The organism is Pontibacter sp. Tf4, assembly GCF_014212495.1.
Taxonomy (GTDB): domain Bacteria; phylum Bacteroidota; class Bacteroidia; order Cytophagales; family Hymenobacteraceae; genus Pontibacter.
The window spans coordinates 100,669-113,083 of the sequence record NZ_JACKZC010000012.1 but is presented as its reverse complement, the minus strand read 5'-3'; the positions used below and the strand labels follow the sequence as shown (position 1 = coordinate 113,083).

General features: G+C 46.5%; 14 protein-coding genes and 1 tRNA gene. 4 read left to right on the top strand and 11 right to left on the bottom strand.

Features of this window, described 5'->3' with window-relative positions; all coding sequences use genetic code 11:
* Positions 1–213: 213 nt before the first annotated feature.
* From H7F15_RS18305 to rpmH, 6 genes are all read right to left on the bottom strand, one after another.
* Positions 214–549 (bottom strand): hypothetical protein, encoded by a 336-nt coding sequence (locus tag H7F15_RS18305; RefSeq protein ID WP_185198445.1) that lies wholly within the window; start codon positions 547–549, stop codon positions 214–216.
* Between the two features lie 350 nt (positions 550–899).
* Positions 900–1,409, bottom strand: a complete 510-nt coding sequence (locus tag H7F15_RS18300; RefSeq protein ID WP_185198444.1) for a DUF2480 family protein — start codon at positions 1,407–1,409, stop codon at positions 900–902.
* 12 nt (positions 1,410–1,421) lie between these two features.
* Complete coding sequence (gene tsaB, locus H7F15_RS18295; protein WP_185198443.1) at positions 1,422–2,114, bottom strand: tRNA (adenosine(37)-N6)-threonylcarbamoyltransferase complex dimerization subunit type 1 TsaB; 693 nt, start codon at positions 2,112–2,114, stop codon at positions 1,422–1,424.
* Between the two features lie 120 nt (positions 2,115–2,234).
* The gene (locus H7F15_RS18290; RefSeq protein ID WP_185198442.1) at positions 2,235–3,890 is read right to left on the bottom strand and encodes a S41 family peptidase; all 1,656 of its coding nucleotides are present in this window, start codon (positions 3,888–3,890) and stop codon (positions 2,235–2,237) included.
* A gap of 28 nt (positions 3,891–3,918) precedes the next feature.
* Positions 3,919–4,329, bottom strand: coding sequence for a ribonuclease P protein component (gene rnpA / locus H7F15_RS18285; protein WP_185198441.1), 411 nt, complete (start codon positions 4,327–4,329; stop codon positions 3,919–3,921).
* A 44-nt stretch (positions 4,330–4,373) separates the two neighbouring features.
* The gene (rpmH, locus tag H7F15_RS18280) at positions 4,374–4,535 is read right to left on the bottom strand and encodes a 50S ribosomal protein L34 (protein WP_162347583.1); all 162 of its coding nucleotides are present in this window, start codon (positions 4,533–4,535) and stop codon (positions 4,374–4,376) included.
* Between the two features lie 276 nt (positions 4,536–4,811).
* On the opposite strand from rpmH, the gene H7F15_RS18275 reads away from it, so the two are divergent.
* Complete coding sequence (locus tag H7F15_RS18275; RefSeq protein WP_185198440.1) at positions 4,812–6,539, top strand: M61 family metallopeptidase; 1,728 nt, start codon at positions 4,812–4,814, stop codon at positions 6,537–6,539.
* A 69-nt stretch (positions 6,540–6,608) separates the two neighbouring features.
* Here the strand turns inward: H7F15_RS18275 and H7F15_RS18270 are convergent, their stop codons facing one another.
* The 5 genes from H7F15_RS18270 to H7F15_RS18250 all read right to left on the bottom strand — a co-directional run bounded on the left by H7F15_RS18270 (position 6,609) and on the right by H7F15_RS18250 (position 10,154).
* The gene (locus tag H7F15_RS18270; protein ID WP_185198439.1) at positions 6,609–6,809 is read right to left on the bottom strand and encodes a hypothetical protein; all 201 of its coding nucleotides are present in this window, start codon (positions 6,807–6,809) and stop codon (positions 6,609–6,611) included.
* Between the two features lie 143 nt (positions 6,810–6,952).
* Positions 6,953–7,876, bottom strand: coding sequence for a PfkB family carbohydrate kinase (locus tag H7F15_RS18265; RefSeq protein ID WP_185198438.1), 924 nt, complete (start codon positions 7,874–7,876; stop codon positions 6,953–6,955).
* A gap of 134 nt (positions 7,877–8,010) precedes the next feature.
* Positions 8,011–8,087, bottom strand: a tRNA-His gene (locus tag H7F15_RS18260).
* Positions 8,088–8,448: 361 nt separating this feature from the next.
* Entirely contained in the window at positions 8,449–8,817 is a 369-nt protein-coding gene (locus H7F15_RS18255; RefSeq protein WP_185198437.1) for a hypothetical protein, read from the bottom strand.
* 2 nt (positions 8,818–8,819) lie between these two features.
* The gene (locus tag H7F15_RS18250) at positions 8,820–10,154 is read right to left on the bottom strand and encodes a dihydroorotase (RefSeq protein WP_185198436.1); all 1,335 of its coding nucleotides are present in this window, start codon (positions 10,152–10,154) and stop codon (positions 8,820–8,822) included.
* A gap of 69 nt (positions 10,155–10,223) precedes the next feature.
* On the opposite strand from H7F15_RS18250, the gene H7F15_RS18245 reads away from it, so the two are divergent.
* The 3 genes from H7F15_RS18245 to H7F15_RS18235 all read left to right on the top strand — a co-directional run bounded on the left by H7F15_RS18245 (position 10,224) and on the right by H7F15_RS18235 (position 12,403).
* The gene (locus H7F15_RS18245; RefSeq protein ID WP_185198435.1) at positions 10,224–10,442 is read left to right on the top strand and encodes a hypothetical protein; all 219 of its coding nucleotides are present in this window, start codon (positions 10,224–10,226) and stop codon (positions 10,440–10,442) included.
* Positions 10,432–10,764 carry a type II toxin-antitoxin system RelE/ParE family toxin gene (locus H7F15_RS18240; protein ID WP_185198434.1) on the top strand — a complete coding sequence of 111 codons (333 nt, stop codon included), beginning with the start codon at positions 10,432–10,434 and terminating at the stop codon, positions 10,762–10,764. The genes H7F15_RS18245 and H7F15_RS18240 overlap by 11 nt, the downstream gene beginning before the upstream one ends.
* A 280-nt stretch (positions 10,765–11,044) precedes the next feature.
* On the top strand, positions 11,045–12,403 hold the full coding sequence (locus tag H7F15_RS18235) for a DEAD/DEAH box helicase (protein WP_185198433.1): 1,359 nt from the start codon (positions 11,045–11,047) through the stop codon (positions 12,401–12,403).
* Positions 12,404–12,415 lie beyond the last annotated feature (12 nt).

The following is a 12,415-nucleotide window of genomic DNA, read 5'->3' as shown; positions in this document are numbered from 1 at the left end:
GTGTCTCGCCTGATCCAGCCCCTGTATGCTTGCTAATCTTTCTGCCGGATTTTTTAAAGGTGGCCGGCCCCACCATTTAGACTTTGTGCTTGTCTGTTTCAATTCCACTCTCTCAAAGAACTCTTTTCTTTCCCTCACTCCTCACCTGTTGTGAAGAAGGAGAAAGTTTGCTTCTGAACGTTTTCAGAAGGTGCTACCTGGTAGTAGCTGTTGTTATGCTTTCAATTTCGTGTTCCCAGCAGACCTGTTGTCCGTTTGGGAGTGCAAAGGTAAGAAGCATTTTTGAACTTGCAATACCTTTCCAAAAATCTTTTTTTCTTTTTTCGAGGCTTCCGGTTTCTCTTCTAAAAGAACACCCGGCGCTTGTTTTCCCGCCCCGGCCTGCTGCTCGGTTGGGAGTGCAAAGATACGGCAAACTTTCCCGCCTTTGCAAGCACCTGTCAAAAGATTTTTTTCGGAAGTTGCTTTCGAAGAAACCGCAGCCGGATAGGGGCTGCTACAGCTGGCGCGCGGTTTTACATTCCGTTCACTGGCTTTCTTCTCTCTCACTTTCCTTGCCCTTCCTGCTGAACGGGGAGGCAAAAGTAGCAACCTTTTGCCGTTTTGCAAACCCGGCCTGTAAAGTTTTCCTTCCCGCTCCCTTAAGTGGCTGGAAATAAGCCGGATTATTTTTCAGGTTTCCCTTGCCTGACTGCTTCCTGTAACTGGCTCCCGTCTTCTTCCTTCTGACGGCCTGCCCGGTTGGCTTGGCCGTGAAGTGGTAACAGTTCAACACTAGGTTATAGTTCCATATTAGATGAAGTATCTTAAAACAACAAAGGCCCCACTTTATAGTAGAGCCTTTGTTCTATATCTATAGTGTACGACTTACACTTTTGGCTTTATCTATAGTGTACGACTTACACTTTTGGCTTTTTATATAAAGGCACTGTACTGCATGGTTCGCCATACATCAGGCTGCTCACTACTGGCTGTAGTTTGCGCATAATCTCAACATAAGCATAAGTAGGCACTGGTATATTTCCGCAACCTTTAATCACTACTTTGCCTTCGCGGTATTCTTCCGGATCTATTTTGGCTATGGCTTCCTGCATCAGGGCTTGCTCCAGGGCTTCCAGGTCACCGAATACATAGTAGTTCGCGTGGTTCTGCAGCTTTGTTGCCAGCAGCATATAGGCCCAGGTCGGAACTATAGCATCGGCGGAGCAAATGATAGCGACGTTTTTGCCATCATACACAGACCAGTCGTTCTCTTTTATAAAGGCTCTGAAATCTTTCTCCCGGAGTATCAATCCATGGAAAAGGTTATCCTTAATATCATACACCACGCGCTCGCCGGGGTGCAGCAACTCTTCCAGGTTTATAGTTACGAGCGCACTCTGCGCCACTTTATTTATTATCTCTGACATAGCTATTCTAATTTATGCCTGTTTTGTGCTTCCTGTTATATAAACATCTTTCAGATAGAAGGGTTCATAGTAGGCCACATCCTCAAAAAGCTGTTGGTTGTATTTCTGTAATGCCAGTTCGCCGACCGGTTTTGCCGACGGAACTATAGTATCTATAAAGAGTGCCCGTGGGTTTGCCTCCTGAAACTGCTTAAACTTACCGGCTCCGCTTCCGAAAAAGATGACCGGCTTTGCTTGTAGTTCTGCGGAAAAACGATCTGCATCCAACACGATCGGCTCAACGGGCAACGTTTCGTTCAGCTTATTATCTACTACGCAGGTGTAAACTTCCATGCGGCGGGCATCCAGCATCGGGCAGAAGTAATATTGTTCCGGATCTGGTGTTACCTGTATCACCTGCAGCGCCAAACTATGGAGCGTAGATACGGAAATCAATGGTTTATCCAACGCGTAACAGATACCTTTAGCCGTAGCACTACCAATACGCAGCCCCGTGTAAGAGCCTGGTCCACCAGAAACCGCTACGGCATCAATTTGTTTCAGCTCATAGCCACAGTTCTCGATCAGCTGGTTTATCATAACTGTAATATGCGACGAATGCGATTTCTCGATCTGCAGTTCTGATATACCAAGCAGCTGTGCATCGCGGTGCAGCGCTACCGAACAAACTGTTGAGGACGTTTCGAGTGAAAGAAGTAAAGCCATAGTCGTATGTGTGTACTGCAAAAGTACGGCATCCGGTTTATACTATAAAGCTATAGTTTAAAAAGCACAAAGGAGATACTATTACAGCATCTCCTTTGCATTGGTCTATCGTTTATAATCTTACTTGCCTTTTACTTTCAGGTAAGATGCATATTTCTGCGGGTCGTTCAGGACATTCTTCGCCATCAGGATATCCGGATCATCATCAAAAGTGGCTTCGATGTAGCCTTTCTGCAGATAATAGCGCGATGCGATTTCAGCTTCCAGTATTTCCTGAATTTCGGAACGGAAACGCTGCAGGTCGTTGGCTTTGTTGTGCGATACTTTTTTACGGATGGCTTCCAGTTCCGCTTTTATGTCGTCGTAGTGTTTGCCGTCTTTTGATTTGGTTGTCAGTTCTTCCAGTTCCTGCTCCACGTTTGTGGTGTATGATACATCTTTATCAGCGAGGAAAGCGACAAATTTCTGATAATCGGCATCTGATAACTGGAACTCCTTGGCAGATGCTATAGTTGGGTGCTCGGCTTTATACTTGTTTGCAAACTCAAACAGGTAGCCTTTACTAACTATAGTCCGGGCAATTTCAGAAAACTCTTGCTGCGGCACTTCCACATCCGGACTGATGCCACCACCATCGTATACCACACGGCCACCGGCTGTTTTAAAAGCTATCCGCAGCGAATCCGGGATAGTGCCTACACTGCCATCCTCGTTGCGGTGCGAATAATCGATAGCCTGAATGCAACGGCCACTTGGTGTGTAATATTTAGCGGTTGTTACTTTTAACTGGGAGTTATAAGATAGCGGACGTGTTGCCTGCACCAGGCCTTTACCAAAAGTACGTTCGCCCACCAGCACAGCGCGGTCGTAGTCCTGCATTACGCCAGCTACAATTTCGGCGGCCGAGGCGCTGCGCGAACTGGTAAGCACTACCAGCGGCACGGTTTTATCCAGTGGCTCATCCAGCGCTTTGTAGGTCTTGTTCCACTCTTTTACTTTCCCCTTGGTGCTTACTATGTCTTTGCCTTTATCCACAAACACGTTCGAGATATTTACTGCTTCGTGCAGCAAACCACCCGGGTTATCGCGCAGGTCAAAAATGATCTTTTTAGCACCCATTTCCTTCAGTTTCTGCACTGCCTGCTTCACTTCGCGCGAGGCATCCATGGTAAAACCTGAAAGCTGGAAGTAACCAATCTCGTTATCCAGCATACCTATATAAGGTACATTCTCTACAGTAATGTTGGCACGGGTGAGCTCTACGGTGCGTGGCTTGGTTTGTCCGTAGCTCTTTATTTCGAGTTTAATAGGTGTGTTGGCCTGTCCTTTCAGCAGTTTGCTTACCTCAGACGATGATTTACCGGTAACACTAACGCCATCAATTTTCAGTATCTCGTCGCCGATAACCAGGCCGGCCTTTTGAGCAGGCGAACCTTCGTAAGGCATCTGGATCACCACCTTACCGTTGTGGCTGCCAATACCCGCCCCAATGCCGCCGTACTGACCGGTGGTCATGGTACGAAAATCTTCAATATCATCTTCCGGGATATAGTTGGTGTACGGGTCCAGCGACTTGAGCATGGCATCAATACCGGTGCGCATCATTTGTGCGGGCGGCACATCGTCCACGTAGTAGGTGTTCACTTCTTTAAAGAGGGTGGCAAATACATCGAGGTTTTTAGCGATCTCGAAGTAACGGTCAGAGTCGGATTTGAAAGATACCAAACCTAAGCCTAAACCAGCCACAACAATGCCGGCAAGATATTTTTTATGCATATTATTCGGGTTAGGGAACGAGATTAGCCTACGTATTCAAACAACGTTCCAAACCTGAATTTAGTTTTTTCTGGATAGATTGAAAGGATTTTTTTTCTTTACCGATGTACAGAATGCCCAGCAAAGAGGGTGCTTTGGCCGGATCGGCAAGCAGGATGTGTTTGTTAAGGCGGTAAGCCTCGCGGATTTGCCGTTTAAGGCGGTTGCGGTCTACGGCGCGCTTAAAGTGGCGCTTAGATACAGAAATAACGACCTGCGTGGTTGCAGGCGTTGTGCCAGGCTCGGAGTAATAAACAAAGCGTAGCGGATACAAATTAAAAGAAGAACCCTTGGAGAACAGCAGCGTGATAAGGCGCTTACTGCACAAGCGTTCTTCTTTCGAAAATGTATGTCTGGTGGGCTGCCCGGTTTGCTGTTCGTTAGCTGCTTCTGTCGTCATTAGCGGCTATACTATAGCAAAGCTGTTTCCTTCTTTAAAAGGAATTAAGCTGCCTTGTGTCTTTTCTCGTCAGAAACAGTTAGTCTCTTTCTGCCTTTGGCTCTTCTGCTGGCCAATACTCTTCTACCGTTAGCGGTCTCCATTCTTGAGCGGAAGCCGTGCTTATTTCTTCTTTTTCTCTGAGAAGGCTGGAATGTTCTTTTCATCGTATGCCAATGGTTTTATTATGGCCTGCAAAATTAGAGAACCTTTTTTAATTATCAAACCCGGTAGCTACTTTTTTACTAAATACTTGTTGTTGGTTGTTGGTTGTTTTACTATTTATTTTTTCTGAACTATAACTATAGCCTATACATTGTTGCAAATTCTTGTAAACTGAAAGCTCTATAGTTAGGTACAACCATTTAACAACCCAGCAATTTAACCATTCAGTAATTCAACTATAAACTATCATCTAATAACTAATAACCAGCAACTAAACCATGATCTCCTACCACCTGAGCTATACTTCGGCACTGTCGCATGTGCTGCACATCAGCATAACTATAACTGACAATAACCAACAGGAACTATACTTACAGTTACCTGCCTGGCGCCCCGGCCGGTACGAGCTACAGCATTTTGCACAGAAACTATACGAGGTTACCGCTACGGCACAGGGTACAACTATAGTCAGCCGCAAAATTACGAAAGACAGGTGGGTAGTAGAGGCAAATGGGGCGAAAACGGTAACTGTAAACTATAGTTTTTATGCGCGACAGATGGATGCGGGCGGCTCGTGGCTGGATGAGCAGATGCTTTATATTAACCCGGTAAACTGCCTGATGGCTGTAGAAGGACGAGAACCTGAACCCTGCGAACTAACTATAGCTATACCCGAAAACTGGCAGATCGCCTGCGGCTTACCCGAGATCAGGAAGCATACCTTAAGAGCTGAAAACTATGATGAGCTGGTGGACAGTCCGTTTATAGCCAGCGCCACTTTGCAGCACGCCAGCTATAGTTTGGCCGGCACCACTTTCCACATCTGGATACAAGGCGATTGCAAACCCGACTGGCCAACTATAGTTGCAGATTTTGAAGCCTTTACCAAAGCGCAACTCGACGTATTCGGGGATTTCCCGGTGCCGGAGTACCATTACCTGAACATTATCTTGCCTTACCGCACCTACCATGGTGTGGAGCACAGCCATTCTACGGTCATAACTTTAGGGCCAGGCGAATTGCTGATGTCGCCGGCGCTGTATAAAGAGTTTCTGGGTGTTAGTTCGCATGAGCTTTTCCACACGTGGAACATTAAAAAGATACGCCCCAAGGAGATGCTCCCCTACAATTTTGCGCAGGAGAATTACTTCAGAACCGGTTACGTAGCCGAAGGCATTACCACCTACTATGGCGATTATATGCTGGCACGTGCAAGCGTTTTTACAGCGCAACAGTACTTCGACGAGCTAAACACTACCCTGCAACGCTACTTCGCAGACTATAGCCGCCAGCATATGTCGGTTGCTGACTCGTCGTTTGATCTGTGGCTGGATGGTTACAAACCCGGCATCCCGGACCGCAAGGTATCTATCTATATTAAAGGAGCGCTGACTGCCCTGCTCCTGGACCTGCAACTACGCAAAACAACAAACAATAATGCCAGCCTGGACAAGGTTATGCGGGAACTATGGGAGCGTTTTGGCAAGCGAACGACAGGTTATACCGGGCAGGATTATGCCACGTTGGTAGAGGAGGTTGCCGGTCAATCATGTAAAGAATACTTCGACAACTATATAAACGGCACCGCAACTATAGAACCCGCCCTGGACGAAGCCCTGCACTATGTAGGCTGCACCCTGAAACAGCATGAGAACACGTTGCTTTACGAAAGCCGCTTTGGGTTTAAAGTAACACAGGAGCAGACTATAAAAGTTACGGCTGTTGCACCGGCTTCTCCGGCTTTTAATGAACTAAGCACAGACGACGAGCTGGTAGCCCTGAATGGCCGCAAACTGGAGCAAAACCTGCAACACTTGCTACAGCAGCTTTCCCCTTCTGAAACAATAACCCTGACACTTTTCCGGGAGAAGCAACTGCGCCAGATTATCCTTACGCCTTCTGCCAAGACATTTTACCCAAAGTATACTATAGAAAAACGGCCGGATGCCACAGCCACGGAAAAAGAGAACTTTAAACAATGGCTGCACCAGGACTTTGAGGCATAAAAAACGCGGGCAAAAGGTAAACCCTCTGCCCGCGCCATTATTCCATAGTCTTATTTTGTTTAGCGCACCTTACTTTTTGCTGTAAGGCGTGTTATTGCCACCTTTCGCCAGGTTCCTGTTCGGATTCTGTACTTTGGTGTCAGATTCATTAAGCGCATTGCGTGGTGGGTTGTCGTCCACGTTACCCATCAGCTTCTTCGGATCCTGCTGATTCGGATTATTCTTCTTTAACTCGTCCTGCGTGTTCTTGTTCTTATTCTGTATGCTCATAGCCTGGGTTCTTAAGTAGTTCGTACTTTAGTTTTACAGCTGTTTGCCTCGTTTAGTTACAAAACTATAGTTGGTGCGCCAGCCATGGGCAACAAAAAAGGGAAGCTTAAGCCTCCCTTTTGCTATAGTTTATAGTTACCGTTTTACTGCAGCACAGTATCAAAAGCTACCAGGTTTACGAACTGCTGTACGCGGTTATCAACTTCTTCCTGGGTCAGGTCTTTCAGGCGCTCTGTACCGAATTTCTCAACGCAGAACGATGCCATGGCCGAACCATAAATAATAGCGCGCTTCATGTTCTCGAAGCTGATATCGTTGGTGCTGGCAATGTAGCCGATAAAGCCACCCGCAAACGTATCGCCGGCGCCGGTTGGGTCAAACACTTCTTCCAGTGGCAAAGCTGGTGCAAAGAATACCTTATCCTCGTTGAACAACAGCGCACCGTGCTCCCCTTTCTTGATGATCAGGAATTTAGGACCCATGGCCATGATTTTTTTGGCAGCTTTCACCAATGAATACTCCCCGCTCAACTGGCGTGCTTCTTCGTCGTTTATTGATAACACATCTACCAGTTTCAACGTCTCCATCAGCTCTGGCAAAGCAATGTCCATCCAGAAGTTCATGGTATCCATCACAATCAGCTTCGGCTTTTGCGTCAGGCGCTCGATTACTGTTTTTTGCACCTGTGGTGCTAGGTTACCCAGCATCAGGTATTCGCAGCCCTGGTAGCTATCCGGAATAATGGGATCAAAATCGCCCAGCACGTTCAGTTCTGTAACCAGCGTTTCGCGGCTGTTCATGTCGTTAAAGTAGCGGCCAGACCAGAAGAAAGATTTTTCATTCTCTTTTACCTGCACGCCTTCGGTGCTGATGTTGCGCTCGTGCATCAGTTTAATGTGGTCCTGGTCAAAATCGCCACCCACTACTGATACCACGTTTACCGGCTTCACAAAGTATGAAGAAGACAAAGAAATGTACGTAGCGGCGCCACCTACAATCTTATCCGTTTTACCGAAGGGAGTTTCCAGCGCATCAAACGCCATCGAACCGACTACTACTAAGCTCATATTTTTAATTGTTGATTGTTAAATTGTTTAATTGTTGAATGGTTTTGCTGGCTCGCATACGGAATCAACAATTTAACCATAAAGCAATTTAACCATTAAAATGAAAAAAGCCCCTGAAGTTAGCTTCAAGGGCTTGGGGTGACCGATGGGATTCGAACCCACGACTTCCAGAATCACAATCTGGTGCTCTAACCAACTGAACTACGATCACCGTGTCTCGTTTGAGAGTGCAAATATACGGAGCAAATCACACAATGCAATACCGGGAGTGCATTTTTGGTTATTTTTTTTACTTCATCGCAGCTTTATACTTCCGGAAGCAACTATAGATATAGGCCAGCTCGGCGAACACAAGTGGCACCGAACCAATTAACCACCTGGGCATCTGCACACTACTGAACTCATATAAAGCAAATACGAACAAGACCCAAAGTCCGAGGAAAAGTAAAAGCGGCATTGCCCTGCTATTACTAAATGCATCCTTCTTATAGATTTCCCAAAAGTTTGGTTTGTGTGTCATTGCAACTATAGTTTGTTTCCTGAATATAGTCGTTCTGCACTTGCCAGGCAACTTATTTACTCAACTTGGTACCGCACCACGGGCAGTAGTTAATTACCACCATAGTTGCGCTGCCGTTGTGTACCGGTATGCCATAAAAGCCTTCGTCCCATTTATTGATGATCACTTCCGGGTCGTCGTACTTTATCTCGCCATCTTCGTCCAGACTTTCGAACACTTTATCGGCCATCATCATGCAGCAGTAATTACTATAGTCAAAACCTGCTGACGTTAGCTTTTTGGCAGTAGCCCAACTATAGCAGGCTTCGTCTTCGTGTATGGCTTCTTCATAGGCTTCATACTCTTCCGACTCCAGCACTTCCTGCGGCAACTCCTTCCCGAAGAACTTATAGTGTAGCTCCTTAAACTTTTCTAAATCCATAGTTACCGGTCAAACAGCAGCCTCTCCCCTTTCTTACTCTCATCAAACACGCCATTGCTATACGCCAGGTGCCCGGAAACTATAGTATGCGCTATAGTTGAGCTAAACGTATGCCCCTCGAAAGGCGACCAGCCGCATTTATAGTAGGTGTTCTCTTTGGTAACCGTGTAGGGCTTGTTCAGATCTACCAGTACCAAATCGGCCCAGTAACCTTCGCGTATGTAGCCGCGCTCGCGCACGTTAAAAAGTATAGCCGGTGCGTGCGCCATTTTCTCTACCACTTTCTCCAGTGTCAGCTTGCCTTGCTTCACAAACTCCAGCATCATCTGCATCGAGTGCTGAATCAATGGCACTCCTGATGGCGCTTGCTTATACTTACCCTGCTTCTCTTCCCAAAGGTGTGGCGCATGGTCGGTGGCAATCACGTCCAGTTTATCTTCCAGTAAGCCCTGCAGCAATCCCTCTTTGTGCCGATGTTCTTTTATGGCCGGGTTACACTTTATCTGGGTGCCATACTTATCATAGTCTTCCTTATCAAACCACAGGTGGTGCACGCAAACTTCGGCGGTAATGCGCTTTTGTTCCAGCGGAATATCGTTTCTAAAAAGCTTCAGCTCTTCTTCTGTTGAAATGTGCAGGATGTGCAGGCGCGTGTTGTGCTTTTCGGCCAGCTTCACCGCCAGGAAAGATGACTTAAAACAAGCAGTCTCGTTACGGATTTCGGGGTGGCACTTAACCGGTATATCTTCGCCATATTTCTCTTCATAGATGGCCATGTTGTCACGGATCGTTTGCTCATCTTCGCAGTGCACGGCAATTGGCAGCTTGGCCTTAGAGAAGATCTGCTCCAGCGTTTCGGCATTATCTACGAGCATGTTCCCCGTGGAAGAACCCATAAATATCTTGATGCCGCAAACAGTATTCGGGTTGGTGAGCAGCACTTCGGCCAGGTTATCGTTGGTGGCACCCATGTAAAAAGAGTAGTTTGCCAGCGATGTGTTGGCTGCAATCTTATACTTGTCTTCCAGCAGTTCCTGTGTAGTAGCATTAGGCACTGTGTTGGGCATCTCCATAAAAGACGTAGTTCCGCCCGCTACAGCTGCCCGTGCTTCCGAACCTATAGTTGCCTTGTGCGTCAGGCCCGGCTCCCGGAAATGCACCTGGTCATCAATTACACCGGGCAGTAAATGCAGGCCGGTAGCATCTATAGTTTGATCAGCTTCTATAGTTATAGTTTGGCCTATCTGCGCAATGCGGCCATCTTTTACCAGCACATCGGCAGTGGTTATAGTTCCTTCGTTTACGAGTTGGGCGTTATTTATCAGGATTGATTTCATGGTGCTAAGATACGTGAGTCTTCTAAAATCTTTGTAACTTTTAAACTATAGTCTCACTATCTTTATAGTATGAAAATCAATATTAATTATCTGAATGATCAGGATGGCAACCTAAAGGCGGTACAGGTACCAATTTCTGACTGGCAAAAACTGCAGGAGAAGCTCTTGTATTATGAGCAGAAGCTGAAGATCAGAAATGATCTGACAGAAGCTTTTAAAGATGTTGCTCAAATGCAGCAAGGGAAAAAGCCCAAACAGAGCCTTACTGATTTCCTGGATGAGCTATAATATAATACCTACTGACAGGTTCAAAAAGCAGGCAAAGCGGTTACTAAAAAAGTACAGCTCACTGCACGACGAACTACGTCAATTAGCAGCTGATTTAGCTCAAAACCCAACACAAGGTACTGAGTTAGGCCACCATACTTACAAAATAAGATTAGCTGTAAAGAGCAAAGGAAAAGGTAAAAGTGGCGGCATGCGCATTATTACCTATGTTGTAACTACAGATAAAGAAGTATATCTCCTTACCATCTACGACAAATCTGAAATTGCTTCGTTAAGCGACAAGGATATAAAAGAAGAAGTAAAACGGATTAAGAACGCTTAACAATTCTACAAACTCTCTGAAGCCGGGGCTCAGCATCTTTGATTATATATTTTATGTATTGATCACGAAGCAATTCTACAGCAGCCAGGCGTTCTGCTGGTGATTTACTCTGCCAAAAAACAAAGTCAGACTGCTTTTCCCGGAGCCCTATTTTCTTAACTGCCTTTTCCATAGTCTTACAATATACGCACATTCTGAGACTGTATTAAATGCATTATTCTTCTCTCCCATAAAATTACCGTACTTTTGCAGGTACAAATAAAGAATAAACGATAGTACCATGGCCGAAGAAGCAGAGAAAGAAGTTACCACGTTCGAGGATTTTAAGCTGAACAAGCAGCTGCTGAACGCCATTGCTGATGCCGGTTACGAGAAGCCAACACCTATACAATTACAGGCCATTCCGCTTATTTCCGCGGGGCACGATATTTTGGGTATTGCCCAGACCGGAACCGGTAAAACAGCGGCTTTTCTGCTGCCGCTTATTATGAAGGTGAAGTATGCACAGGGCCAGCACCCGCGCGCGCTTATAGTTGCGCCTACCCGCGAACTGGTAATGCAGATCGAAGAGAATATTAAGCTGCTGGCCAAATACACCGACCTGCGCTACACCGCCATATATGGTGGCCTTGGCCCTAAAACCCAGATCGAAACTATAAGCAAAGGCATTGACATACTGGTAGCTACACCAAAACGCCTGATGGAACTATACCTGAAAGGTGACCTTATATTGAAAGAATTGAAAACGCTGATACTGGATGAAGCTGACAAGATGATGGACATGGGCTTTATGCCGCAGATCCGCCAGTTACTGGAAGTGATTCCGCGTAAGCGCCAGAACCTGCTTTTCTCGGCAACGATGCCTGATAAGGTTATTCAGCTTTCGGAAGAGTTTCTGGAGTTCCCGACCAGAGTAGAAGTAACGCCACAGGCCACTCCAGTTGAAACGGTTACGCAAACACTTTACCGTGTACCAAACATCCGCACCAAAATTGCTTTGCTCGAGCACTTGATCCAGGACAACGATACCTTTAACCGTGTTATCATTTTTACGCGCAGCAAGAAGAACGCTGAGAACGTAGCCAAGTACCTGGAACGCAGAGAGTATGGCGAAGTACGCGCCATACACGGCAACAAAGGCCAGAATACACGCATCAACTCCATGGAAGCTTTCAAGGGCGGCGATGTGCGCTTTTTAGTGGCAACCGATGTGGCAGCCCGCGGCATCGACGTAACGATGGTGAGCCACGTAATTAATTTTGATGTGCCGTTTGTGTACGAAGATTACGTGCACCGTATTGGTCGCACCGGCCGTGCCGAGCAGGAAGGCGCTGCCATCACTTTTGCCAACGAAGGTGAGATGTACCATGTGCGCCGCATCGAGAAAATCATACGCATGCAGATACCGGAGTTGCCGCTGCCGGAGGAAGTGGAAATACACGAAACCACTTTTGAGGAGCAGCAGGACATAGCTATGGAAATTGACCGCCAGAAACGCCGCGACGACCCGGACTTTAAAGGTGCTTTCCATGAGAAGAAAGGCCGCCACAAGTCCAACTTCGAGAAGGGCAAAAAGAAAGGTGACCCGAAGAACTCCGGCTGGCAGAAAACCAAAAAGAAAGGCAGTAGAAAGCGCTAAAATAAAAGAGGC

Bases quoted from the DNA above. Each gene is read 5' to 3' on its own strand.
- H7F15_RS18300 (WP_185198444.1), bottom strand. From the start codon at position 1,409: ATGTCAGAGATAATAAATAAAGTGGCGCAGAGTGCGCTCGTAACTATA.
- tsaB (WP_185198443.1), bottom strand. From the start codon at position 2,114: ATGGCTTTACTTCTTTCACTCGAAACGTCCTCAACAGTTTGTTCGGTA.
- H7F15_RS18290 (WP_185198442.1), bottom strand. From the start codon at position 3,890: ATGCATAAAAAATATCTTGCCGGCATTGTTGTGGCTGGTTTAGGCTTA.
- rnpA (WP_185198441.1), bottom strand. From the start codon at position 4,329: ATGACGACAGAAGCAGCTAACGAACAGCAAACCGGGCAGCCCACCAGA.
- rpmH (WP_162347583.1), bottom strand. From the start codon at position 4,535: ATGAAAAGAACATTCCAGCCTTCTCAGAGAAAAAGAAGAAATAAGCAC.
- H7F15_RS18275 (WP_185198440.1), top strand. From the start codon at position 4,812: ATGATCTCCTACCACCTGAGCTATACTTCGGCACTGTCGCATGTGCTG.
- H7F15_RS18270 (WP_185198439.1), bottom strand. From the start codon at position 6,809: ATGAGCATACAGAATAAGAACAAGAACACGCAGGACGAGTTAAAGAAG.
- H7F15_RS18265 (WP_185198438.1), bottom strand. From the start codon at position 7,876: ATGAGCTTAGTAGTAGTCGGTTCGATGGCGTTTGATGCGCTGGAAACT.
- H7F15_RS18255 (WP_185198437.1), bottom strand. From the start codon at position 8,817: ATGGATTTAGAAAAGTTTAAGGAGCTACACTATAAGTTCTTCGGGAAG.
- H7F15_RS18250 (WP_185198436.1), bottom strand. From the start codon at position 10,154: ATGAAATCAATCCTGATAAATAACGCCCAACTCGTAAACGAAGGAACT.
- H7F15_RS18245 (WP_185198435.1), top strand. From the start codon at position 10,224: ATGAAAATCAATATTAATTATCTGAATGATCAGGATGGCAACCTAAAG.
- H7F15_RS18240 (WP_185198434.1), top strand. From the start codon at position 10,432: ATGAGCTATAATATAATACCTACTGACAGGTTCAAAAAGCAGGCAAAG.
- H7F15_RS18235 (WP_185198433.1), top strand. From the start codon at position 11,045: ATGGCCGAAGAAGCAGAGAAAGAAGTTACCACGTTCGAGGATTTTAAG.